This window comes from Pseudarthrobacter sp. P1 (assembly GCF_050156935.1).
Classification (GTDB): Bacteria; Actinomycetota; Actinomycetes; order Actinomycetales; family Micrococcaceae; genus Specibacter.
The window spans coordinates 1,155,178-1,176,923 of the sequence record NZ_CP189584.1 but is presented as its reverse complement, the minus strand read 5'-3'; the positions used below and the strand labels follow the sequence as shown (position 1 = coordinate 1,176,923).

Here is a 21,746-nt window from a genome sequence, read left to right as displayed (position 1 = left end):
GGAGGTCGCCACGTCTTGACGCATGATGCGAGGGTGCCCAGAATCGGCGTTATCCATCCAACGTCGAACTTGGAGGCTCACGTGGACGCCGATCTGGACACCCTTGCAACGGCATTCTCTGCCGCCACCGACGACCTGTTGAAGGCCCATCCGGAACGGATTCCCTACCGTCCCCGGATCGGCATCAGCCCGAAGATCACCGATGCCGAACTCATGACGCTGGCGCTGATGCAGGCCCTGCTCGGCTACACCTCCGAGGCGAGGTGGCTGCGGTACGCACACGCGTCCCTGCGCCCGATGTTCCCGTACCTGCCGGGCCAATCCGGGTACAACAAGCGCCTGCGCCGCCTGGTCCCGGCCATGAACTGGCTCATCGGCGTCATCGCGGAGCGCAGCGACGTCTGCTGCGACGACGTGTGGGTGGTTGATTCGACCCCGGTCGAATGCGCCCGCTCCAAGGACACGGTCCGCCGCTCCGAGCTGGCGGGGTGGGCCGAATACGGGTACTGCCCCTCCCACACCCGCTGGTTTTGGGGCTGCGCCTGCACCTGGTCGCCACCCTCCACGGCCTCCCGGCCGGCTATGCCCTGACCGGGGCCACGGCCGATGAACGCCAAACATTCCTGGACATCCTCGCCGGCACCCCCGCCATGGCCCGGGTGCTGGCCGACGGGCACCGGCAGACGGTGATCGCGGACAGGAACTACTACGGCCGGGACTTCGAGGCCGTCCTGGAGGAGGCCGGGATCGAGCTGCTCCGCCCGGCCCGCAAGGGCGAAAAGCCCCGGCCCGGGGCCCGGTTCTTCAAACCCCTGCGCCAGGTCATCGAATCCATCAACGACACCCTCAAGGGCCAGCTCGATCTCGAACAACACGGCGGGCGCACCCCGGCCGGGGTCGCCGCACGCGTCATCCAGCGCCTGATGGCCATGACCGCGGCGATCTGGCACAACGACCGCACCGGGCAGGCCGTCCGCCGCTCACTGACCGCCTACGACCACTGACCCCTTGGAATTACTCATCTAGGCGGCGGGCGCGGTCATCGGTTTATGTGCGGCTGATCGAGAGCTGGGCCAGTGATGGTCCGTCGGGAACACGGCCCCGGGTGTTTGGGCCTGGCGTGCCGGTGAATGCCGTCCAGGCGGAGGCGCGGGCTAATGTGCCGGGGAGCGGGGCCACCGGGGCGGCCGGCCCAAACGAGGGGACGCAGGCCCCGTGCAGGTCCATCGAACCGGGGCAGGCGCCGGAGCAGCCGCACCCGTCCATCGACATGGTCTTCTCGGGCATGGCCTGGCCGGCGGCAGCGGTTTCCGCCGGTGCCTGGTGTGCAGCGACGGGTGTGGACATGGCCATGTCGGACGCGGCGGCCGGGCTGCCCATGACCGCCGCTCCCATCGATGCCATCTGGTCCCCGCCCAAGGCGTGCATGCCCAGAAGCCCGCCGACAACGGCCAGCACGGCCACCAGGAGTCCACCCCACCGCAGGAAGTATCGGATGCCGGGCATGGCTGTCATGCTGCGCATCGAGAGGTCCTTTCCGTGGGTGGGGTCGGCATGCATCGTACCGGTGGACCCTGTGGGGTCTCAAAGCATCAGTGTCAGTGCACGCCGGCCGATTCCATGGCCACATCCCTGCCGGGGTTGATTGGAGGGTTTCTAGTTTCCTGTGACGGCGTAGCCGGCGAGGGCAACCGCGGCGCGGACCGCCGCCGGGTCCGCCGTGCCGGAGACGGTCAGCGTTGAGGTGCCGCCGGTGGCCAGGTCAATGCTGGCCGATTCCACGCCGGCAACGGTCGAGACGGCCGTCTCCACGGTCTGGACGCAATGTCCACACGTCAGCCCCTGAAGTCCATAGGTGGTTCCGGATATGTCGGTCAGCGCGGCGGCCGACGCCCCGGTGGAGCAGCAGGCGCAGGGGCTCTCCGCGGCGGGGGTCAGGGTGAGGAGTTCAGGGGTGTCGGTTCCGCACATGTCAGGGAATTCTTTTGGCCGAGGTGGTGTGTGCGTTGCGGATTGAACGGCAGTGGCGGCCGGAAAGGTCATCGGCCGGGACAAACTGCTTCACTGACAACACTCAATACATACCCCCAGGGGGTATGTATTGCAAGGAGGATGCAGGAGTGGGGTCGCTGGCGTGAGTGGATGCGCCCGATGAACTATGCAAGAATCTACGTATGGATGCAGATAACGTTATATGCGGACGCGAGCCCGACAGCCAGTACGTCGAACTGGCGGTGGAGGTCTTCTCGATGCTGGCCGACGCAACCCGGGTGCGCATCATTCTCGCCCTGCGGGAGGGCGAGCTGCCGGTCAACCGGCTGGCGGAATTGGTGGGAAAGTCCCCGGCGGCCGTGTCCCAGCACCTGGCAAAGATGCGCCTCGGGCGTATGGTCACCACCCGGCAGGATGGGACTCGGGTGTTCTACCGGCTTGAGAACGAGCACGCGCGCCAACTGGTCACCGACGCGATTTTCCAGGCCGAGCACTCACTGGGCGGCACACCCCGCCACCACCACGTCGAAAGCACGGAGCAGCCATGAGCATCCCCCGGGCCGGTCACATCCACACAGCTGCGGACGCCCACGGACACGATGGGCATTCCCACGGTCACGATGACCACGGGCACGACCATGGGCACCCCACAGGCATCAAGGGGTTCCTGTACGGGCTCTTCATGCCCCACAGCCATGATGCCGCGGACTCCATCGACAACGCCCTGGAGGCCAGCGAGCAGGGCGTGCGGGCGGTAAAGATCAGCCTATTTATGCTGCTGGGCACCACCATCGCCCAGTTCATCGTGGTCCTCATCAGCGGTTCCGTGGCCCTGTTGGCGGACACCATCCACAACTTCTCCGACGCGCTCACGGCGGTTCCGCTGTGGATCGCTTTCATTCTCGCCCGCCGTGCCGCGACCCGCCGCTACACCTATGGGTTTGGCCGGGCCGAAGACCTGGCAGGGCTGTTCATCGTCGCCGTCGTCGCCCTCTCGGCCATCGTGGCCGGCTGGCAGTCCATCGACCGGCTGATCCACCCCCAACCCCTGCACAACCTGTGGTGGGTCGCCGCGGCGGGGCTGATCGGTTTCGCCGGCAACGAGGCCGTGGCCATCTACCGGATCCGCATCGGCCAACGCATCGGCTCGGCGGCCCTGGTCGCCGACGGCGTGCACGCCCGCATGGACGGGTTCACCTCCCTGGCCGTGGTGCTTGGGGTGGTTGGGGTATGGCTCGGGTTCCCGTTGGCCGACCCGATCGTGGGGCTGCTCATCGCGGCAGCCATTCTCGTGCTGCTGTGGGGGACGGTGCGCAGCATCGGGCGCCGGCTGATGGACGGCATCGAACCCGGCCTTGTGGACCGCGCCCGGGCCGCCCTGGCTGGAACGCCCGGCGTTCTCGCTGTGCCGACGCTGCAGCTGCGCTGGGTGGGCCACCGCCTGCAGGGCGCGGCAACCGTCGTCGTCGCCGACACGGCCCTGTCGGTGGTGGAACAGGTCGTGGCGGCAGCCGAACGCCGGTTGGGACATGCGCTCCCGAATCTGGACGGCATGTCCATCAAGGCCGTTACCACTATCCCCTCGCGAGACAGCGGAACACTCGAGGACCGCACCGCGTCCCACGCCCGGCGCTGAAGGCAAAGTTCCCGCGGGACTGCATCGGCGTCCGCAACGAAGAACGGCGCCGCACCCTTGGCGGGTGCGGCGCCGTTCTGCTGTTTAGCGTGCGGTCAGTTGGCGCCGAGGATGGTGCCGACCAGGTGGGGGGAGAACTCTTCGGCCAGGGTCAGGACCACACGGGTGCGGGCGCCGGGCTGGTCGGGGAAGCCGCGGAAGCGGCCGCGGAGGTCGCAGACGGTCTGGCCGCGGCCGGGGCCCGCGGTGGCGTCCACCTGGACGTTGACGCGCGGTGCGATGGCCGGGACGATGCCGCCGACGGCGATGGCCGCGGCCAGGGGGTCGTGCATAGCCGAGCACGGGCGGCCGTACTGCGACTCGTAGAAGCCAAAGTAGTAGCCCAGCATCTCGCCCAGGGCGGTTGCCATCGGCTGCCCGGCGGCGAGCAGCTGCTGGCGGTGCTCCTCCTCGAAGACGTGCTCCATGGTGACGTCCAGCGGCACCAGGGTGATGTCCCAGTCCGCGGCGAGCACCGCGGCGGCTGCCTCGGCGTCGTTGGCAATGTTCGCCTCCGCCACCGGAGTGATGTTGCCCGGTACCATGGCCGCGCCACCCATGATGGTCACGTGGTCCACGAGTGCCGGCAGGTTTGGATCCAACCGCAGCGCCAGGGCCAGGTTGGTAAGCGGGCCGATGGCCAGCACGTGCAGCGTGCCCGGGTTCTCACGGGCCAGCCGGACCAGCATCTCGGCGGCCGTTTCGCCGGTGGTCTCCGCCTGCGCCGGGGCCAGGTCGACGCCGCCAATACCGTTGGCGCCGTGCACGTGCGGGGCGCCGCCGGCAAACTCTCCCGCCAGCGGGTGGTGGGCGCCGGATGCGACGGGAATGTCTTCCCGCCCGGCCAGGGCCAAGAGGTCCAGCGTGTTGACCGCCCCTACCGCGGCGCTGACGTTGCCGCTCACCGAACCGATGCCGAGCAGGTTGGCATCCGGGTGGGCCAGCAGGTAGCCCACGGCCAGTGCATCATCGATGCCCGTGTCGCAGTCCAGGTAGAGGGGCACGGCGGTCGGGTTGGTCATGGTGTCTCCTGGTGCTCACGGGATCGGGTAGTTGTTATACAACCATGTATGACGAGTGGGAACAAGCCGTACAGTAGTGTTGAATGGCCCAGGCACCACCCACGGAAGCGAGGACAACATGGTTGAGACGGCATTGGCCTTCCTCTCCGAACCCCTGGTGTCCGCGCCCGGGCTGCCACTGCGTGTGGCCGCCTACTCCAGGATCGCCCAGGCGATCAGGACCGGGATCCTGCGCCCCGGCACCCTGCTGCCCACCGAGATGGAGCTGGGCACCCGGATGAAGGTCAGCCGCACGGTGGTCCGCGAGGCCCTCATGCTGCTGGAGGAGGACGGCCTGGTGCGCGCCCGCCGCGGCGTGGGGCGCTTTGTCGCCGATGCCCTGCCCCGGCACGGGATCGAGCGGATCCAGCCCTTCGACGAACTCTTCCGCGCCCCCGGACACCAGATCCAACTGCGCCGCATCCAGGCCACACGGCAACCGGCGTCGGAATTCGTCGCGCCGCGCGTCGGCGTCGAACCCGGCGACGGGTCCTGGCTCTGGGAGAGTGTCCTATTGCGCGACGGCGAGCCCATCGCGCATCTGCAGGAGCACGTCGCGGTCCACTCCGCCGGCACGTCTCCCGAACTCGCCGGCGAGACGGACCAGGGCGGCGCGCGGACGCTGTTCGCCGCGCTCGGCGCTGCGGACGGAGCCGCCATGGACGGCGAGTGCGAAATTGGCCTGAGCACCGCCGGCCCGAGCCGTGGCCCCCTGCTGTTGGTGGCCGCGGGTGATCCCGTGCTGGTGGCCACGCAGACCCTGCGCCGGTCCGGCCAGCCGTTCTACCTCGCCAAATGCGTGGTCACAGCCAAGGCCGGCCATCTGTCCGTCATGCAATCCCTGCAGCCCTGACCTGCGCACACCTCCTGAGAGAATAGGAACCCCGATGAGCGAGCAGCACCCGGCCCTGACCATCGTTGGCAGCATCAACCTGGACATTACGGCCACCACCGACCGGCTGCCCACGCCGGGGGAGACCCTGGGCGGTGGGGTGCTGCGCCGCCAGCCCGGCGGCAAGGGCGCCAACCAGGCCGTGGCGGGAGCCCGGCTGGGCGGGCACGTGCGGATGGTGGGCGCCGTGGGCAACGACGGCGACGGCGAGGCCCTGGTGGCCGCGATGGCCGCCGCCGGCGTGGACACCACCGGCGTCGGGCGCTCCGGCGAGCCCACCGGGACCGCGCTGATCAATGTGGACAGCCACGGTGAAAACCAGATTGTGGTCTGCCCGGGCGCCAACGGGACGGTGTCCCTGGACGGCGTCGAGTTCGGGCCGGATGAGGCCGTGTTGTGCCAGCTGGAAATCGACCTGGCGGTGGTGGCCGAGGCCGCGCGCCGGACGTCCGGCTACTTCGCCCTGAATGCCGCCCCCGCGATGCACCTGCCCGCCGAGCTGCTGGAGCGCTGCGATCTGGTGATCGTGAATGAGACCGAGTATGCCCTGATCCCCGAATTGGCCGATGCCAAGCTGGTGGCCGTGACCTACGGCAAGGATGGCGCGGCCATCCTGGAGCGCGGCGTGAAGGTGGCCGAGGCGCCCGGCGTGTCAGTGCCGGTGGCCAACACCATCGGCGCCGGCGATGCCTTCTGTGCCGCCCTGGTGCTCGCCCTGCGCTCCGGACTGGACTACGCCGCGGCGCTGGCGACGGCCAACGCCGTCGGCGCCGCAGCGGTGGGGGACGCCGCCTCCCAGCCCGCCCTGGAGCCGCTGGAGCGCTACATGCCGGCCGCCGGCTCCCGCTAGCCCAGGCTCCCGCTAGCCCAGGCCGCGGCGGGCCAGCAGCGGCGCCAGCTCGGCGTCGCGGCCGCGGAAATTGCGGAAGGACGCCAGCGGATCCGCGGCATTGCCGCGGTCAAGCACCGTGCCGCGGAAGAGGTTGCCGTTGGCCCGGGTCAGGCCGCCGTTGGACTTGAACCACTCCACGGTGTCGGCATCCAACACCTCGCTCCAGATGTACGCGTAGTAGCCGGCCGAGTAGCCGCCGGCAAAGATGTGGCTGAAGTAGCCGGTGCGGTAGCGCGGCGGAATCTGCGCCAGCTTCACGCCCGCGGCGGCCAGCGCGCGCTCCTCGAACGCGGCGGGGTCCGCCACGCTGGCGCCCGGCTCAAGCTCGTGCCAGGCCAGGTCCAGGAGGGTGGCACCGAGGTATTCGGTGGTGGCAAAGCCCTGGCCCCATTGGGCGGCGGCCTTGACCTTCTCGATCTCCGCCGCGGCGAGCGGCTCGCCGGTGGCATGGTGCCGGGCGTAGTTGGCCACCACTTCGGGCCAGAGGAGCCACATCTCGTTGACCTGGGAGGGGTACTCGACAAAATCGCGGGGCACGTTGGTGCCGGAGAACCGCGGGTACTGCACGTCGGAGAACAACCCATGCAGCGCATGGCCAAACTCGTGGAAGCAGGTCACCACCTCGTCGTAGGTGAGCAGTGTGGGCTCGCCGGCGGGCGGCTTGGGGATGTTGAGGTTGTTGACCACCACCGCCTTCCGCCCCAAAAGAGTGGACTGTTCCACGAGGGAGTCCATCCAGGCACCACCATTCTTGGTGTCCCGGGTGTAGTAGTCGCCCAGGAACAACCCCAGCTGGCTGCCGTCGGCGTTGCGCACCTCCCAGACGCGCACCTCCGGGTGGTAGCCGGGCAGGTCCGTGCGTTCGAGGAACGTCAGGCCGTAGAGGCGCTCGGCGGCGTAGAACACGCCGTGGGTGAGCACGCGCTCCAGTTCAAAGTACGGGCGCAGCGCGGCCAGGTCGACGCTGTACTTCTCGCGGCGCACCTGCTCCGAGTAGTAGGCCCAGTCCCAGGCCTCGATCGGGTGGCCAGCGGCCTCGGCCAGCAGTTCCTCCTCGCGGCGGGCGTTGGCGACGGCGGCCGGGGCCAGCGCGGCCAGCAGGGTGTGGATGGCAGCCAACGACGGCGCCGTCTGGTCGTCGGTGGCAAAGGCGGCATGCGTGGGGAAGCCGAGCAGCGTGGCCCGTTCGGCGCGCAGGGCCGCCATGCGCGCGGCGGTGCCGAGCAGGCCGGCGTCGTTGCCCCGGCTGCCGCGGTTCACCGAGGCCTCGAAAAGGCGGCGGCGGGTGTCCCGGTGGGTGAGCGATTCCAGCGCCGGTTGGGCCGTGGGCAGGATCAGCGTGAGCAGGTACCCGCCGTCGTGCCCGGCCGTGCGGGCGGCCGCGGCAGCGGTGGCAAGGTCGTCCTCGCCCAGGCCGTCCAGCTCGGCGGCGTCGGCCACCCACAGCGCGGAATCGTTGGTCTCCTTCAGCAGGGCCTGCGAATAGGCGGTGTTGAGCGTGGACAGCTCGGCATTGAGCCCGCGCAGCCGGGACTGTGCCGCGGCATCCAGCTGCGCGCCGGCACGGGTGAAGGCCTTCAGGTATTCGGCGAGCAGCCGGGCGGACTCCGCATCCAGCCCGTCGGCCGGCACGGCCAGGAAGCGCCGGTAGAGGGCTGCGTCGAGGTAGATGTCGTCCTGGTGCGCCGCCAGCCGTGGCGCCACCTCCTTTTCGATCGCCTGGATGGGTTCCGTGGCGTGCGAGCTGCTGGCGTTGTAGAAGACGGCGGCCACACGGTTGAGCAGCTGGCCCGAGCGTTCCATGTCCACCACGGTGTTCGCGAAGGTCGCCGGCTCGGGATTGGCGGTAATGGCCTCGATCTCGGCCAATTGGGCCGCCATGCCGGCGTCGAACGCGGGCAGGTAGTGTTCGTCCTTGATCGCGGCGAAATCGGGCAGCCCATAGGGGAGCGTGCTCGCGGCCATGAATGGGTTGCCGGTGGCGTCAACAGTCATGAAACGACTCTTTCACAGCGGATGTGGTGCCCGCCACTCCGCCACTCCGCAGGCGGGCGGCTCACTCCGCCAGGCGGCCGGGAGGCGCGGCGCGGACGTGCATGCGTTCGCCCTGGGGGCCGAACAAGGAGAGGAATTCGACGTCCCCCGCCCCGACACGGCCAAACCAGTGTGGCGTGCGGGTGTCGAATTCTGCAGCCTCGCCGGCTGCCAGCACGAGGTCGTGGGGGCCAAGCACCAGCCGCAGGCTTCCACGCAGCACGTACAGCCATTCGTAGCCCTCGTGGATTTTCGTTTCCGGGTCGCGTTCGGGCACCGATGCGGGGATGACGTGTTTGAAGGCCTGCAGCCCTCCTTCGCTTCGCGACAGCGGCACAATGATCTGGTCGCGGCGGCGCATCGGCCTCAGGTAGATGCGAGGGTCGCCGACCGCCGGTGCACCGACCAACTGGTCCAGGGGCACCCCATGGGCGCGGGCCAATGGCAGCAGCAGTTCAAGCGCCGGGCGCCGCTGGCCCGATTCGAGCCGCGACAGCGTGCTGGCGGAAATGCCCGTCATGGCTGACAGTTCGGCGAGGGTGGCGCCCTTCCCGGTGCGCAGGGCCTTCAATCGCGGCCCTACTGCAGCCAGCATCGCGTCAGTCGTGGGAACCGTGTCGTCCATGCCGGAAATTTTGCCATACCGGCAAGAAACTTTGCCATCAGAGGATGCTGGGGATCAGAATCTAAGCAGGAGGTCACAACCCATGGCAAATGACCAGATCGCAGCCCCCGCCCACCGGAATCGCGAGCCGCACCGAGTACTCGATGTACTCGTGGTCGGTGGCGGAGCTGCCGGCTTGAGTGCCGCACTGACCCTTGCGCGGGCCCGGCGCGACGTACTCGTTGTGGATGCCGGGAATCCACGCAATGCCCCCGCGGACGGCGTACATGGCATTCTGACCCGCGAGGGAATTTCACCCCTTGAGCTGACCAGGCTCGGCCGGGCCGAGGTCGAGTCGTACGGGGGCGTGGTCCTGTCGGGCACCGCGTCGAATGCGCTGGCCCTACCCGCCGGAGGCGCAGCCCGCTTCGCCATCACGGTCACCACTCCCGGCGGCCGGATCGAGGAGGTCTATACACGGCGCCTCGTCATCGCCTCGGGCCTCACCGACGAGCTTCCGCCGATCCCCGGCCTCAACGAGCGGTGGGGGCGCGATGTCGTGCACTGCCCCTACTGCCACGGCTGGGAGATCCGGGACCGGGCCATCGGCGTACTGGCGACGACCGCATTCGCGATGCACCAGGCGCAGCTCTTCCGCCAGTGGAGCAGCGATGTCACGATGTTCCTGCACAGTGGGCCGGAGCTGACCGAGGACCAGATGGAGGAACTAGCTGCCCGCGACATCGCGGTGGTTTCCGGTCCGGTGCGCGGATTGCGGGTGGAGGAGGACCGGCTCACGGGGGTGGTGCTCGCTTCCGGGTCCACGGTGCCTGTCGATGCCCTCGCCGTTGGTGCGCCGGTGCGATCGAACGCCGACGTCTTGGCAACCCTGGGCATTGCCGTTGCGGCGCACCCCTCAGGTTTCGGCCTGACGGTGCCGAACGACGCCGCAACCGGTGCGACGGCCGTGCCGGGCGTGTGGGTGGCCGGGAACGTCGGCGACATGAAGATGCAGGTGGTCACGGCGGCCGCCTCCGGCGTGGGGGTGGGCGTGGCCATCAATGCGGACCTGATTGCCGAGGAAACCGCCGCTGCAGTAGCCGCCCGCCGCCATGGACTTGCGGAGGTGCGCTGATGGGCGCCGACGAGCAACTCTTCGACCGCACCTACTGGGAGGACCGCTACGCCGCGCCGGGGTTGGCGTGGAGCGGTGACCCGAACCCCGTGCTGGTGGTCGAGGCCACTGGGCTTGCACCCGGCAGGGCCCTCGACATTGGCAGCGGCGAGGGTGCCGACGCCCTCTGGCTTGCAGCACGGGGGTGGCTCGTCACGGGCGTTGACATTGCGGTGAATGCGCTCGAGAAGGCGCGGGCCCGGGCGGAGTCCGTTGACCAGGCGGCCGCGGACCGCATCGAATGGAAGCAGCGCGACCTCACCGTCTGGGCGCCGGAACCACTCTCGTACGATCTGGTCTCCGCGCAGTTCATGCACCTGCCCGAGCCCGCCCGAACCACGTTGTTCCGCGCCCTGGCAGCGGCTGTGGCACCGGGCGGCACGCTGCTCATCGTCGGCCACGACGTTTCCGATCTCGACGCGGGTGGGCACCGGGCGCACCTGGCAGAGCTGATGTTCGACGTCGGTGATGTCCTCGCCGCGATTGACGGCGAATCACTGCGCATCGAGGTCGCAGAGTCGCGTGCGCGGGAGGCCGCGGGAGAGGACCCTGCCAAGGCCACGATGCGCGACGTCGTGGTCAGGGCCACCCGCGCCCTGAAGGGGAGCCACTGACCGAAAAGCGGTAACACGCCACGCCCGTTCATGGTTGGTCCGGATCAACTCGCCTCAGGGAAGGGGCAGCAGCATGGTGCGCGTCGTCCTTCCGGTCCGTGCCGGCCATGGATGGGTAGGTACAGGCAGCTGCTCCTGATGCCGGAGCCGGGTTAGAAGCCGGTCAGAACTCTTTCGACCATTTCCACGCCCGAGCGTTCAAATGCGGCATCTCCAATCTGATGCGCCCAAACAACTGTCGATATCGCTTGGTTCAGATTCTCGAGCCGCCAGATCTCTGACTCTGCTGCTTCAACTCTCTTTCCCAGCCCGGCGTAGAAGGCAGCGGAGAGATCCGGGCCGAAGGAATTGCTGGTGCGTGAGCCTGACGAGGTCATGCACCCACGGACGAGCGTCCGCCCGGCCAAAGTCGATGACCTTGATGCGGCCGTCCTCCTGCAGCCAGTTCCTGGGCTGGTAGTCGCCGTGCGTGGTGACCAGTTGCACCGGGCCTGGATTCAGCACGCCCAGCTCCTCGGCGAGGCGGATCCGGTGGCTTTCCGGCACCAGCCCGTAAGCGCGATTTATGGCTGACCTTGTCTTCGCGGCCAGAGCTTTCGCATAGTCGGATGAAACGCCTGCGGGCTGGTGAATTTTGCCCAGCAGGGCCCCTGCCTGGCGGTACGTTTCCGGATCGGCTTCGGCTGCCGCGCCCTCAACCAAGGTCCCGGGCAGGAACTGCGTCACCAGGATTCGAGCCTCCCGCGAGGCGTGGACCAGGACGGGGACGCCGTCGCTGAGCCCGTTGAACCCCATAGTGTAGGCGGTGATTTCGCGCCGGACGTGATGGCTTGTCGTGCTGGCCTTGACGATGAAATCCCTACCGTCTGCTGTCCACACATGGAGGACGGTGGTGTCCTGCAGAGGCCAGGAATGGTCATGCACGATGGCGAAGTCGCCAAGCCAGGAATTCAATAGACTGTTTTGCTCTTCGGTCATTCCATCGGGGATTTCTTCATTCTGCCGTCTCCCACGCGGCACCCTGTCGTAGACACACAGTGCGCCAGCAATGAATTCGGTGCTCGTCTAGGCTGGCCAGATGCCCAATTCGCTGTCCATGCCCGACATCCATTCAATTGGGCGGTCAGCCGGAGACTTCCAGCAGCCGGTGTCCAGGGAGCAGATGATCGCGATCTGCCGGCGCGCGTTCGGGGCATCGGTCGACGTCGAGTCCGCCGTCGAGCTTGGCGGGGGCCAATACAACTCGACCTACCGGGTGGATCTGCGGGGCGAGGGACCGGTCATTGTGCTGATTGCCCCCGAACCATATCGGCAGTTTCGACTTGAGCGTGGCCTGATGCGCAATGAGCACGCCAGCGTCCCCTACCTTGCCCCGATCGCGGACTTCATGCCGCGGACGCTTGCCGTCGACTTCACCCATGACTTGATCAACCGTGACTACCTGATCCAGACCCACTTGGTGGGGGTGCCTGCGCCGGAGGGCCTGGCTGCCTACCCCCGCGAGAAGCACGGCTCCTTTTGGGAAGACTTGGGGCGGATCCTGGCCCGCGTCCATTCAGTGACTGGTCCAGGGTTCGGACGGACCCAGGGCCCCCATTTCGGCACCTGGAGCGCTGCCATTGAAAGCACCTTGGACGACATTGCTGCGGACCTGGAGGAAACCGGGCTGGTCGCCGACGATGTCCGGCAGGTCGGTGCGCTGGTAGCGGCGCAGCGATGGTCACTGGACGAAATCAGCCAACCCGTGCTTCTGCATGGCGACTTGTGGATTGGGAACGTCATGCTCGCGGCCGACACGACTGAACCGAGGATCTCCGGAGTCTTTGATTGTGACAGGACTTCGTGGGGAGACCCGATGGCGGATTGGACGATGTTCTTGATCGCCAGACGCGCTCAAGACGAGACCGCGGCGTTCTGGCATGGCTATGGCAGGCGCCCCGAAATCACAGAGGGGGCGCGTATCCGGTCCCATGCCTATCGGGCAAGAAGCATTGGTGAATCACGGCTGGAGTACCACCGCCTGCACGACTCATCGTCCATCGCCCAGACCTACGTGGAAATGGCACAGGTCCTTACGGAGTTGACCGACCCCTGAAGGGCAATCGACATGACTTGGCGGGCGCCGTGGATGGTTGATCACTTGTGGGCTCTAAACCGATAGCTGGAGCCGAAGGAGGCGCCGCCCACGTCTGTCGTGGTCAGCGGTTGTTGTCTTTGAGCGCTTGGCCGAGGATCCGGGCACCTTCCGGGTAGGCGCCGGGGTTGGCGCCTGCGTAGTTGAGCCGAACGAAGGGTCCGGCGGGTTCGGCAGGGAACCATTCGGTGCCGGCGGCGATGATGACTCCGGCACTCTCGCAGTCGCGGGTCAGCCTTTCGAGGTTTGTCCCGTCGGGCAGCCGCAGCCAGAGGTTCAGCCCTCCCTTGGGGATGTGTTCTATGTGGGCCTGCGGCGCGTGCTCCCGCAGGCTGGCGACCAGAAGGTCCCGGCGCGATTGGAGCTGGTGCCGGAGGCTGCGCAGGTGCGTCTGCCAGCCCGGCTGGGTGACAACGTCCAGTGCTGCGCTCTGGAGCAAACCGCTGACGTACATGGACTCTGCGCTCCTGTCTGCCAGAAGGCGTTCGCGCGCCGGTCCGCGGGCAATGACGGCGGCAATGCGGATGGCGGGAGAGACGCTCTTGGTCAGGGAACGAATGTAGATGACGTGGCCGGAATCCTCACTCGCGGCGATCGGGGTGGGGCTGGTGTTGATGCCGAAGTCGTGGGCCCAGTCGTCCTCGACGAGGAACGCGCCATTGCTGCGCACCACATCCAAGACCTGCCCCCCCCGCCCCGGAGCCCACTGCGACCCTGTGGGGTTGGCGTAGTGGGGTTGTGCATAGAACACCCGTGCGCCCGTGTCCGAAAAGGCCCGGGCCAGGGCCTCTGGATCGGGACCCTCGGGCCCGCTGGGCACGGGAACGAGCCGGACTCCCGCTTGCCTCGCGGCCAGGATGGCTCCCCAATAGGTCGGAGACTCGAGGAGCAGGGGCTGTCCCCGGCCAACCAGGGCGCTGAAGATGGAGCTGAGTCCGCTTTGGCTGCCGGGAAGCACGACGACGTCGCTGGGCGTGGGCGGGTTGATGCCGGCAGGCGTGGCGGCGCCCAGTTCGCGCGAAACCAGGATTGCAGCTCGGGAAGCCCTGCGGCGGGCGGTCGGGACAGGGCGGCGTCACCGCGGGCGGCACGGATGAGGGCCGCACGGACGAGGCGCTCGGGCAGCAGCTCCCGGTCCGGATAGCCGGAGTGGAAGGCGATGGCGTCATTCGCAACGCCGCGCATCGTGGACGGGGCGGAGGGAAAAAGAGCCTGGGCCGAACCCAGGGCGGCGCTCTGCCAGCCGTAGTCCGACGGCCGTGCGGTCCGGGCGGCCCTCACGAAGGTCCCCACCCCGGGCCGGCTCTCGATCAGACCCTGCGCGGCGAGCGTCTGCAGGGCCTTCTGCACCGTCAGGGGACTAGCCTGGAACTCAGTGACCAGGGCCCGGGTCGAGGGCAGTTTGGCGCCTGGTGCCGACCCCGCGATCAATTTCTTGAGTCGCGCGGCAATACGTGAACTGCTATCGTCATACATGAAAGACAATAGTAGCGCTACTGTCCTGGTCCGCCCAGTGATACTGCCCCGTTCAGCAACCGGTCTGTGGTGGGGGCTGCTCGGTGTAGCGGCCTTCTCCTTCACGGTGCCGCTGACCAAGGTGGCCGTCGCAGGGCTGTCGCCGTTGTTCATCGGCTCTGTTCGCGCCGTCGTCGCGGCGATCCTGGCGGCATTGGCCCTCAGCCTTACCCGGCAGCGCCTTCCGCAGGGGAGGCAGTGGATCCGGCTCGCGGTGGTCGGGGCCGGGATCGTCGTAGGTTTTCCCGTGCTGACCTCGTTTGCCCTGACGGCCGTCCCGGCGAGCCACAGCGCCATCGTGATCGCACTGCTTCCGGCCGCGACGGCAGCGGCCGCCGTCCTGCGTGGGCACGAGCGTCCATCGGCAGGCTTCTGGGCCGCCAGCGTCGTGGGCGCTCGTCCTGGCATCCCCCTTGATGCTCGTCCTGGCCGCCGTCTCCGCAGTCCACCAGCCGCCGTCGGGCACTCCGGTGCAGTGGGCAGCCCTTGCCTACCTCGGCGTCGTGAGCATGTTCCTGGGCTTTATTGCGTGGTGCCGCGGCCTGGCCATCGGCCCCATGGCCCACGTCAGCCAGGTCCAGCTCGTCCAGCCCATTCTCAGCATCTGCTGGGCCTGGCTCCTGCTCGGTGAGGCGTTGGCCTGGACCACGATCATTGGCGGTCTCGCCGTCGTCGCCTGCGCCGTTGCCGCGGTCCGTGTCCGGCTCGGTGCGCCACGCCCAGTGAACAATCCCTGACACCCCCTCCGCCCAGCAAAGGAACAAGCACATGTACATTCCCGACCACTTCGCGGCCGGCACTGGCGCCGTCCACGACCTCCTCAGCAAACCAGGCGCCGCCAACCTGGTCACCATGACGGCGAAGGGCCTGCTCGCCACGCTGCTGCCCTTCACCTACGAGCCCGCAATCGGGAAACATGGCGCTTTGCACGCCCACCTCGCCAGGAACAACACACAGTGGCTGGAGCCCGCCATCGGGGAATCGCTGGCCATCATCCAGGGCCCGGACGCCTACATCTCGCCGTTCTGGTATGCGTCCAAGGCCGAGCATGGACGGGTGGTTCCCACCTGGAACCACGCCACGGCCCATGTCTACGGCAGGCTCGTTCTCCATGACGACCCGGTGTGGCTGCGCAGTCATGTCAGGGCGCTGACCGCGCTGCATGAAGCCGGCGCAGAGCACCCCTGGAGCGTGGAGGACGCGCCGGACCGCTTCATTGCCGGCCAGCTCCGGGCCATCGTCGGCGTCGAGCTGGTCATCACGCGGATCGAAGCGAAGGCAAAACCCAGCCAGAACCGGCCCGACGGCGACATCGCCGGCGTCGTCGATGGGCTTCGCTGCGCTGGCGAAACCGACATGGCCGCCGCAGTGGAGCATGCCAGCCAATCCTGCCCCCGCTAGGCACGGGCGCGGCATCGTAACTCCGCGGCGTCATCCGGGCCGCGGTAGCCTTTCCAGATGCCTGTTGATGATCCCCTTGCCCTTGTCCGTTCGGCGTACGACGTGGTCGCCGAGAGCTATGCGAGGCTGCTGCCGGACGCGAGCTTCGAAGCACCGCTGGATCTGGCGATGATTGACGCATTTGCCGCCGCCGTCAAGGAGGGCGGTGCGCAACTCGTGGTCGATGCGGGCTGCGGTACGGGCAGGATGACGGGGCTGCTGTCTTCACTGGGACTCAATGCCTCCGGGATTGACCTGTCCGCCGGGATGGTGGACGTGGCTCGCCGGACCTATCCAGGGCTCAACTTCGATGTCGGTGACCTGTCGAATCTTCCCTACGCCGACATGCAGGTGGGTGGGGTCTTCGCCTGGTATTCGATCATCCATTCACGACCCAATGACCTCCCCGGCATTTTCGCTGAGTTCTTTCGCGTCCTGGCGCCCGGTGGTTGCGCAATGCTCAGTTTCCAGGTCGGCGAGGGGCCCCGACAGCTGCCGCATGCCTATGGGCACGACGTATCGATGGGGGCGCACCTCTTTGCCCCGGAGCTTGTCAGCAGCCACCTGAGAACTGTCGGGTTCGACGTGGCCGCCCGGCTGGTCCGTGGCCCCGGGCCGCTCGAGAAGACACCCCAAGCGGTGCTCCTTGCCAGGAGGCCGGGCGCGGAATAGAAATCGGCCCGGAAATGACGACGATCCCCGTCGGGGAACACGCGTACGCATGTTCCCCGACGGGGATCGTCGTCATTTCTGCAAACTCCGCTTTACCCGCGGACCCGGGCTACTTCTGGGCGAACACCAGGGACATCGGGGTGGTCTCGGTGGTCTGGCCCTGCGGGTTGTCCTTGAAGATGCCTTCCAGCACGTCCTTGGCGAGCTTGGTGTCGTGGCCCAGGGCCACCACGCCGAGGTCGTTGGCATCCATGATTGCGGTGCCGGCAAAGCTGGCGGCGTATTCGGCCGGCACGTGCTTGCGGACCAGCGCGCTCAGGCGTGCCGCCACGCCGTCGGGGTCCTTGGGCGCGTACTTCACCGAATGCGTGGAGGTGCCCACCTGGTAGCCGGCGGCGCCGTCGATCGCGTTGATGTTGTGGCCCACCACCTCGTAGAAGACGCCGGACTTGCCCTGGAGCTTGCCGAGAACGCTGCGCGCGGAGGCGTAGGCGATGCGGGGCAGGCCCACCTCGTCGATGGCCAGCTGCATGGACCAGGGGCTGGCCAGGCCGATGCCGCCGGGGTTGCGGGTGACGAACTTGGAGAAGAAGCGGGCGGCGTTGGAGACCTTGATGTCCCAGACCGGGATGGACCGGCCCTGGGTCATCGCCACGATCTTCTCCGAGACGAAGAGGTACCACGGCGTACTGGCTGTGGCCTCGCCGTGTTCGGTGCCGGCGGCGGGCAGGCCGTCGAAGAAGCGCTCAACATACGTCATGACCGCCGGCTCGAAGTCCGTCTCCTTGTAGAAGACCTCGGTGCGCAGCGGGTAGCGGCGGTAGGTGCCGCCGGCCGGGACGGTGATGTCCAGGTTCTTGTCCGCGTTCGGGATGTAGTCGCTCTTGCCGATGATGCCGGCCTTGACCTCGGGCTCGTCGAAGAATTCGCGCAGCCACAGCTCGGTGTTCAGCAGGCGCCAGAAGACCATGGTGGAGCCGGCGCTCTTGCCCGTGAGGTATTCCTCGAAGGCGTAGATGATGGCGTCCTGGTTCCAATACGGGCGGTTCTCGAACGAGGAGGACAGGAAGATCTCGTAGATCTTTTCCTTCATCAGCACAAACCACTCGGCCTCGGGCGTGGTGAAGCCGATCTTGTTGCGGCGGTTGGAGATCATCTCCGGCAGCAGGCCGCGGGTGGCATCGCGCAGGATCCGCTTGTTCCAGCCGCCCTTGATGATGGACTCGTCGTCCAGGCTGAAGAGGAACTTCACCACTTCCTTGTCCAGAAACGGCACGCGGCCCTCCAGGGAGAAGCGCATGGTGTTCTTGTCCTCGTAGCGCAGCACGGCCGGCAGGGACTTGTGGAAGAGGTCGTCGATCAGGCGCAGCTTGAGGTTGTCCGGGATGTTGGAGAACTTCTCGCCCTTGAAGCGCGCGGTGAACGCCTTGTCCAGCAGCGGGGAGATGGTGATGTCCTTCTTCACCGTCAGCATGCCCTGCAGGCGGAAGCGGCCCAGCCGGAACAGGATGTCGGCGCTGGAGGCCAGCTCCTTGACCAGCTTGGCGTGCTGGCCGTTCTTCTTCAGCTGGCGCAGGTAGGCGAAGTAGTACGGGATGTACCCGGCCATCATTTCGTCGGCACCCTGGCCGTCCAGCAGCACCGTGACGTGCTTGGATGCCTCCTGCATCACCCGGTACTGGGCGTACGGTCCGGAGGAGATGATGGGCTCCTCCATCGTGCGGACAAAGTCCTCCAGATCGACGGCGAATTCGGCGGCCTTGGGCAGGATCTTGTGGCTGGTGACGTTGCCCGCGCACCGGGCCAGCACGGCGTCGGCGTACTTCTCCTCATCGTTGATGGAGTTGGGGAAGATCGCGGAGAACGTCTGCTGGGTGGCACCGAGGGAATCGGTGGCCGCCGCCTTTTCCTGCATCAGCTTGTTGATGGTGGCGACGACGGCGGAGGAGTCCAGGCCGCCGGAGAGGGCGGTGCCCACGGGGACCTCGGACTGCAGGCGCAGGCGCACGCCCTCGGTGAAGCGTTCGCGGTACTCGTCGATGACGGCCTGGCTGTACGGCGTCTCGATCTTGGCCAGCTCGGCCAGCTCTTCCTGCAGCCGAGTGAAGGGGCTGATGGTGATGGTGCCGGCGGGGCCGTCGGCGTTGTCCACGGTGCTCAGGACCAGCTTCTCGCCCGGCATCAGTTTCTGCACGCCATCGAAGAACGTCTCGGCTTCCTCATCGTGGATGCGGAACTGGAGGTAGCGGTACAGGATCCGCTCGTTGACCTTCTTCTCCAGCTTGCCGGCGGCCAGCAGCGGCTTGATCTCGGAGCCGAAGAGCAGCTTGGGCGCCTCGGCGGTGCCGGTGCTCGCATAGTACAGCGGCTTGATGCCGAAGTGGTCGCGGGCCAGCACCAGGCGGTTGTTCTTCTTGTCGTGGATGGCAAAGCCAAACATGCCATTGAACCGGTCGAAGGCGGCGTCGCCCCACTCCTCGTAGGACTGCAGCACCACCTCGGTGTCGGAGACGGTGCTGAACGTGCGGCCCAGGGCCTCGAGCTCGGCGCGCAGGTCCAGGTAGTTGTAGACCTCGCCGTTGTAGACCAGGGCGGTCTGTCCGTCGGCGCTGAACATCGGCTCCTGGCCGTGGGCCACATCGATGATGGACAGGCGCCGGTGGGCCAGGCCCACATGGCCGTCCGTGTAGATGCCCTCGCCGTCGGGGCCGCGGTGCACAATGCACGCGTTCATCTCCTGGAGCAGACTTTCGTCTTCCCCGTAACCGTAGTATCCGGCGATTCCGCACATACTGTACGTTCCTCATCTGTAGTTCGTCAGTCCTCGATCCATGCTACTTGCTTGCTTCCCCGCGCTCTTTCCGCAGCACCGTGGCCATCCCACAAACCACGCGCAGAAACAAGAGCGCCGTGGGGCGGCCACTATGATGTTTTGGTGACCAATCACATAAGCCCCAATCATTCAAGTGCAGCAGCCCAGCCCCTGGTGGGCATCCTTGCCCTGCAGGGCGACGTCCGCGAGCACGCGCGCGCCATCGAGGCCAGCGGCGGACGGGCAGTCAGCGTCCGCCGCCCCAGCGAGCTGGCCGCCGTCGACGGTTTGATCCTGCCCGGCGGCGAGTCCACCACGATCGACAAGCTGACCCGCATTTTCGATCTGGCCGAGCCGCTCAAGGAGCGCATCGCCGCCGGCATGCCGGTCTACGGCAGCTGTGCCGGCATGATCCTGCTGGCCAACGAGATAGCCGACCCCGCCCGGGACCTGGCCGGCAACGCCCAGCAGACCCTGGGTGGCTTGGACATCACGGTGCGCCGCAACGCCTTCGGCCGCCAGCGTGACTCCTTCGAAACCGACCTGTCCTTCACCGGGCTGGCAGCCCCTGGCGAGGCCGAAACCCCCGTCCACGCCGTCTTCATCCGCGCCCCCTGGGTGGAGCGGGTGGGGGAGTCGGTCGAGGTGCTCGCCGCCGTCCACCTGCCCACCACCGGCCACGCCTACGCCGGCGGCCCTGCGGGTGGATCGGGGTCCCCAATCGCCGGGGCGGATAGAATTGAAACAGATGTCCGTGCGGTGGCTGTGCGTTCGCAGCATCTGCTTGCCACCTCCTTCCACCCGGAAGTGACGGGGGAGCGCAGCATCCACGAACTGTTTATTCGAATGATTAGAGGGGAAGCGTAACTATGTCAGGCCACTCCAAATGGGCTACCACCAAGCACAAGAAGGCCATCATCGATGGCCGCCGTGCAAAGTCCTTCGCCAAACTGATCAAGAACATTGAAGTTGCCGCCCGCATCGGCGGCCCGGACATCGTCGGCAACCCGGCGCTGGAACTGGCCGTCTCCAAGGCCAAGAAGACCTCGGTGCCCAGCGACAACATCGACCGCGCCATCAAGCGCGGCTCCGGCCAGCTGGGCGAGGCCGTCGACTACCAGACCATCATGTACGAGGGCTACGGACCGCAGGGCACCGCCATCCTCATTGAATGTCTGACGGACAACAAGAACCGTGCCGCCTCCGAGGTCCGCCTCGCGGTGGGCCGCAACGGCGGCAACATGGGCGATCCCGGGTCAGTGGCCTACATGTTCACCCGTAAGGGCATTGTCACGCTGCCCAAGAGCGGCCTCACCGAGGACGATCTCCTGATGGCCGTGCTGGACGCCGGTGCCGAGGAGGTCAAGGACGAGGGCGAGACGTTTGAGATCCATTCCGAGCCCCAGGACCTGCCCGCCATCCGCGCCGCGCTGGCCGAGGCCGGCATCGAGTACGACACCGATGAGGCCGGCTTCGTACCGTCCATGCAGGTGGAGCTGGATGTGGAGCACGCCCGCAAGTTCATGAAGCTCTACGACGCGCTGGAAGACCTGGACGACGTCCAGAACATCTACTCCAACGCCGACATGAGCGCCGAGGTCCTGGCGCAGCTGGAAGAAGACTGATCCTGCGCGTCCTCGGAGTCGACCCGGGCCTGACCCGCTGTGGTCTGGGCGTGGTTGACGTTGCCCCCAACCGGACGGCCACCCTGGTGGCCGTCGGGGTGGTGGGCAGTTCACATGAATTGTCCCTGGCCGCCCGGCTGCTGGTCATTGCCGATGCCATCGACCAGTGGCTGGACGCCTGGACCCCCGATGTCCTGGCCCTCGAGCGCGTCTTTGCGCAGACCAACCTGAGCACCGTCATGGGCGTGGCGCAGGTTTCGGGGATCGTCATGGCCGCCGCCGCGCGGCGCAACATTCCCGTGGCCCTGCACACGCCGTCGGAGGTCAAGGCCGCCGTCACCGGAAGCGGCCGCGCGGACAAGACGGCCGTGACCACCATGGTCGCGAAAATCCTGCGCCTGTCCGCCCCGCCCAAGCCCGCCGACGCCGCCGACGCACTGGCGCTGGCCATTGCGCACGCCTGGCGCAGTGGCGCGGGTTCGCGGGTTTCCGCGCAGGGAGGCTCGACGGCGGCCCAGCAGCTCTGGCGCGACGCCGAGGCAAAGGCCAAGAAGAACAAGGAAAAGTCGGGTCAAAGCTGGCGCTAGTGCGTGCCAACTGCCGAAAATGC

At 67.4% G+C, this 21,746-nt stretch carries 19 protein-coding genes and 3 pseudogenes; 14 read left to right on the top strand and 8 right to left on the bottom strand.

The annotated features are described in order from the left end of the window. Positions 1-81 precede the first annotated feature (81 nt). Positions 82-1,004, top strand: a pseudogene (locus ACQCSX_RS05555) (IS982 family transposase). Between the two features lie 43 nt (positions 1,005-1,047). Here ACQCSX_RS05555 and ACQCSX_RS05550 read toward each other — a convergent pair. Continuing rightward, a complete protein-coding gene (locus tag ACQCSX_RS05550; protein WP_427018066.1) occupies positions 1,048-1,524 on the bottom strand; it encodes a DUF6153 family protein in 477 nt (158 codons plus the stop codon). A 132-nt stretch (positions 1,525-1,656) separates the two neighbouring features. Beyond that, the gene (locus tag ACQCSX_RS05545) at positions 1,657-1,971 is read right to left on the bottom strand and encodes a heavy-metal-associated domain-containing protein (RefSeq protein ID WP_427018065.1); all 315 of its coding nucleotides are present in this window, start codon (positions 1,969-1,971) and stop codon (positions 1,657-1,659) included. A 203-nt stretch (positions 1,972-2,174) separates the two neighbouring features. Between ACQCSX_RS05545 and ACQCSX_RS05540 the strand changes: the two genes are divergently transcribed. Continuing rightward, entirely contained in the window at positions 2,175-2,540 is a 366-nt protein-coding gene (locus tag ACQCSX_RS05540) for an ArsR/SmtB family transcription factor (protein WP_427018064.1), read from the top strand. Next, the gene (locus ACQCSX_RS05535; RefSeq protein ID WP_427018063.1) at positions 2,537-3,628 is read left to right on the top strand and encodes a cation diffusion facilitator family transporter; all 1,092 of its coding nucleotides are present in this window, start codon (positions 2,537-2,539) and stop codon (positions 3,626-3,628) included. Before ACQCSX_RS05540 ends, ACQCSX_RS05535 begins: the two co-directional genes overlap by 4 nt. 95 nt (positions 3,629-3,723) lie before the next feature. Here ACQCSX_RS05535 and ACQCSX_RS05530 read toward each other — a convergent pair whose 3' ends face one another. After that, entirely contained in the window at positions 3,724-4,689 is a 966-nt protein-coding gene (locus ACQCSX_RS05530) for a nucleoside hydrolase (protein ID WP_427018062.1), read from the bottom strand. A gap of 76 nt (positions 4,690-4,765) precedes the next feature. Here ACQCSX_RS05530 and ACQCSX_RS05525 point away from each other — a divergent pair, with 76 nt between their 5' ends. Continuing rightward, positions 4,766-5,581, top strand: coding sequence for a GntR family transcriptional regulator (locus ACQCSX_RS05525; protein ID WP_427018061.1), 816 nt, complete (start codon positions 4,766-4,768; stop codon positions 5,579-5,581). 34 nt (positions 5,582-5,615) lie between these two features. Next, positions 5,616-6,470, top strand: coding sequence for a ribokinase (locus ACQCSX_RS05520; protein ID WP_427018060.1), 855 nt, complete (start codon positions 5,616-5,618; stop codon positions 6,468-6,470). 12 nt (positions 6,471-6,482) lie between these two features. Here the strand turns inward: ACQCSX_RS05520 and ACQCSX_RS05515 are convergent, their stop codons facing one another. Both ACQCSX_RS05515 and ACQCSX_RS05510 read right to left on the bottom strand, forming a co-directional pair. After that, the gene (locus tag ACQCSX_RS05515) at positions 6,483-8,507 is read right to left on the bottom strand and encodes a M3 family metallopeptidase (protein ID WP_427018059.1); all 2,025 of its coding nucleotides are present in this window, start codon (positions 8,505-8,507) and stop codon (positions 6,483-6,485) included. Between the two features lie 61 nt (positions 8,508-8,568). Beyond that, complete coding sequence (locus tag ACQCSX_RS05510) at positions 8,569-9,171, bottom strand: helix-turn-helix domain-containing protein (RefSeq protein ID WP_427018058.1); 603 nt, start codon at positions 9,169-9,171, stop codon at positions 8,569-8,571. 82 nt (positions 9,172-9,253) lie between these two features. Between ACQCSX_RS05510 and ACQCSX_RS05505 the strand changes: the two genes are divergently transcribed. Continuing rightward, the gene (locus ACQCSX_RS05505; protein ID WP_427018057.1) at positions 9,254-10,285 is read left to right on the top strand and encodes an NAD(P)/FAD-dependent oxidoreductase; all 1,032 of its coding nucleotides are present in this window, start codon (positions 9,254-9,256) and stop codon (positions 10,283-10,285) included. Beyond that, a complete protein-coding gene (locus ACQCSX_RS05500) occupies positions 10,285-10,938 on the top strand; it encodes a class I SAM-dependent methyltransferase (protein ID WP_427018056.1) in 654 nt (217 codons plus the stop codon). Before ACQCSX_RS05505 ends, ACQCSX_RS05500 begins: the two co-directional genes overlap by 1 nt. A gap of 291 nt (positions 10,939-11,229) precedes the next feature. Here ACQCSX_RS05500 and ACQCSX_RS05495 read toward each other — a convergent pair whose 3' ends face one another. Next, positions 11,230-11,916 (bottom strand): phosphotransferase, encoded by a 687-nt coding sequence (locus ACQCSX_RS05495; RefSeq protein WP_427018055.1) that lies wholly within the window; start codon positions 11,914-11,916, stop codon positions 11,230-11,232. Between the two features lie 100 nt (positions 11,917-12,016). On the opposite strand from ACQCSX_RS05495, the gene ACQCSX_RS05490 reads away from it, so the two are divergent. Then, positions 12,017-13,033 carry a phosphotransferase family protein gene (locus tag ACQCSX_RS05490; protein ID WP_427018054.1) on the top strand — a complete coding sequence of 339 codons (1,017 nt, stop codon included), beginning with the start codon at positions 12,017-12,019 and terminating at the stop codon, positions 13,031-13,033. Positions 13,034-13,136: 103 nt separating this feature from the next. Here the strand turns inward: ACQCSX_RS05490 and ACQCSX_RS05485 are convergent. Next, positions 13,137-14,548 (bottom strand): annotated as a pseudogene (locus ACQCSX_RS05485) (PLP-dependent aminotransferase family protein). On the opposite strand from ACQCSX_RS05485, the pseudogene ACQCSX_RS05480 reads away from it, so the two are divergent. From ACQCSX_RS05480 to ACQCSX_RS05470, 3 genes and pseudogenes are all read left to right on the top strand, one after another. Beyond that, positions 14,547-15,324, top strand: a pseudogene (locus ACQCSX_RS05480) (DMT family transporter). The pseudogenes ACQCSX_RS05485 and ACQCSX_RS05480 sit on opposite strands and share 2 nt — an antisense overlap. 31 nt (positions 15,325-15,355) lie before the next feature. Next, entirely contained in the window at positions 15,356-15,988 is a 633-nt protein-coding gene (locus ACQCSX_RS05475) for an FMN-binding negative transcriptional regulator (protein ID WP_427018053.1), read from the top strand. A 57-nt stretch (positions 15,989-16,045) separates the two neighbouring features. Further along, positions 16,046-16,699, top strand: a complete 654-nt coding sequence (locus ACQCSX_RS05470; protein ID WP_427018052.1) for a class I SAM-dependent DNA methyltransferase — start codon at positions 16,046-16,048, stop codon at positions 16,697-16,699. 109 nt (positions 16,700-16,808) lie between these two features. Here the strand turns inward: ACQCSX_RS05470 and asnB are convergent, their stop codons facing one another. Beyond that, complete coding sequence (gene asnB, locus ACQCSX_RS05465) at positions 16,809-19,490, bottom strand: asparagine synthase (glutamine-hydrolyzing) (RefSeq protein WP_427018051.1); 2,682 nt, start codon at positions 19,488-19,490, stop codon at positions 16,809-16,811. Positions 19,491-19,634: 144 nt separating this feature from the next. On the opposite strand from asnB, the gene pdxT reads away from it, so the two are divergent. Genes pdxT through ruvC form a run of 3 tightly spaced genes read left to right on the top strand, consistent with a single transcriptional unit; the run spans position 19,635 to position 21,723 of the window. After that, on the top strand, positions 19,635-20,378 hold the full coding sequence (gene pdxT / locus ACQCSX_RS05460) for a pyridoxal 5'-phosphate synthase glutaminase subunit PdxT (RefSeq protein ID WP_427018050.1): 744 nt from the start codon (positions 19,635-19,637) through the stop codon (positions 20,376-20,378). Between the two features lie 2 nt (positions 20,379-20,380). Continuing rightward, the gene (locus ACQCSX_RS05455) at positions 20,381-21,136 is read left to right on the top strand and encodes a YebC/PmpR family DNA-binding transcriptional regulator (RefSeq protein WP_427018049.1); all 756 of its coding nucleotides are present in this window, start codon (positions 20,381-20,383) and stop codon (positions 21,134-21,136) included. Further along, positions 21,133-21,723 carry a crossover junction endodeoxyribonuclease RuvC gene (gene ruvC / locus ACQCSX_RS05450; RefSeq protein WP_427018977.1) on the top strand — a complete coding sequence of 197 codons (591 nt, stop codon included), beginning with the start codon at positions 21,133-21,135 and terminating at the stop codon, positions 21,721-21,723. The genes ACQCSX_RS05455 and ruvC overlap by 4 nt, the downstream gene beginning before the upstream one ends. Positions 21,724-21,746 lie beyond the last annotated feature (23 nt).

What these genes read in the sequence shown, in the direction of transcription:
- ACQCSX_RS05550 (WP_427018066.1), bottom strand. Translation starts at nt 1,524, where the DNA reads ATGCGCAGCATGACAGCCATGCCCGGCATCCGATACTTCCTGCGGTGG.
- ACQCSX_RS05545 (WP_427018065.1), bottom strand. Translation starts at nt 1,971, where the DNA reads ATGTGCGGAACCGACACCCCTGAACTCCTCACCCTGACCCCCGCCGCG.
- ACQCSX_RS05540 (WP_427018064.1), top strand. Translation starts at nt 2,175, where the DNA reads ATGGATGCAGATAACGTTATATGCGGACGCGAGCCCGACAGCCAGTAC.
- ACQCSX_RS05535 (WP_427018063.1), top strand. Translation starts at nt 2,537, where the DNA reads ATGAGCATCCCCCGGGCCGGTCACATCCACACAGCTGCGGACGCCCAC.
- ACQCSX_RS05530 (WP_427018062.1), bottom strand. Translation starts at nt 4,689, where the DNA reads ATGACCAACCCGACCGCCGTGCCCCTCTACCTGGACTGCGACACGGGC.
- ACQCSX_RS05520 (WP_427018060.1), top strand. Translation starts at nt 5,616, where the DNA reads ATGAGCGAGCAGCACCCGGCCCTGACCATCGTTGGCAGCATCAACCTG.
- ACQCSX_RS05515 (WP_427018059.1), bottom strand. Translation starts at nt 8,507, where the DNA reads ATGACTGTTGACGCCACCGGCAACCCATTCATGGCCGCGAGCACGCTC.
- ACQCSX_RS05510 (WP_427018058.1), bottom strand. Translation starts at nt 9,171, where the DNA reads ATGGACGACACGGTTCCCACGACTGACGCGATGCTGGCTGCAGTAGGG.
- ACQCSX_RS05505 (WP_427018057.1), top strand. Translation starts at nt 9,254, where the DNA reads ATGGCAAATGACCAGATCGCAGCCCCCGCCCACCGGAATCGCGAGCCG.
- ACQCSX_RS05500 (WP_427018056.1), top strand. Translation starts at nt 10,285, where the DNA reads ATGGGCGCCGACGAGCAACTCTTCGACCGCACCTACTGGGAGGACCGC.
- ACQCSX_RS05495 (WP_427018055.1), bottom strand. Translation starts at nt 11,916, where the DNA reads ATGACCGAAGAGCAAAACAGTCTATTGAATTCCTGGCTTGGCGACTTC.
- ACQCSX_RS05490 (WP_427018054.1), top strand. Translation starts at nt 12,017, where the DNA reads ATGCCCAATTCGCTGTCCATGCCCGACATCCATTCAATTGGGCGGTCA.
- ACQCSX_RS05475 (WP_427018053.1), top strand. Translation starts at nt 15,356, where the DNA reads ATGTACATTCCCGACCACTTCGCGGCCGGCACTGGCGCCGTCCACGAC.
- ACQCSX_RS05470 (WP_427018052.1), top strand. Translation starts at nt 16,046, where the DNA reads ATGCCTGTTGATGATCCCCTTGCCCTTGTCCGTTCGGCGTACGACGTG.
- asnB (WP_427018051.1), bottom strand. Translation starts at nt 19,490, where the DNA reads ATGTGCGGAATCGCCGGATACTACGGTTACGGGGAAGACGAAAGTCTG.
- ACQCSX_RS05455 (WP_427018049.1), top strand. Translation starts at nt 20,381, where the DNA reads ATGTCAGGCCACTCCAAATGGGCTACCACCAAGCACAAGAAGGCCATC.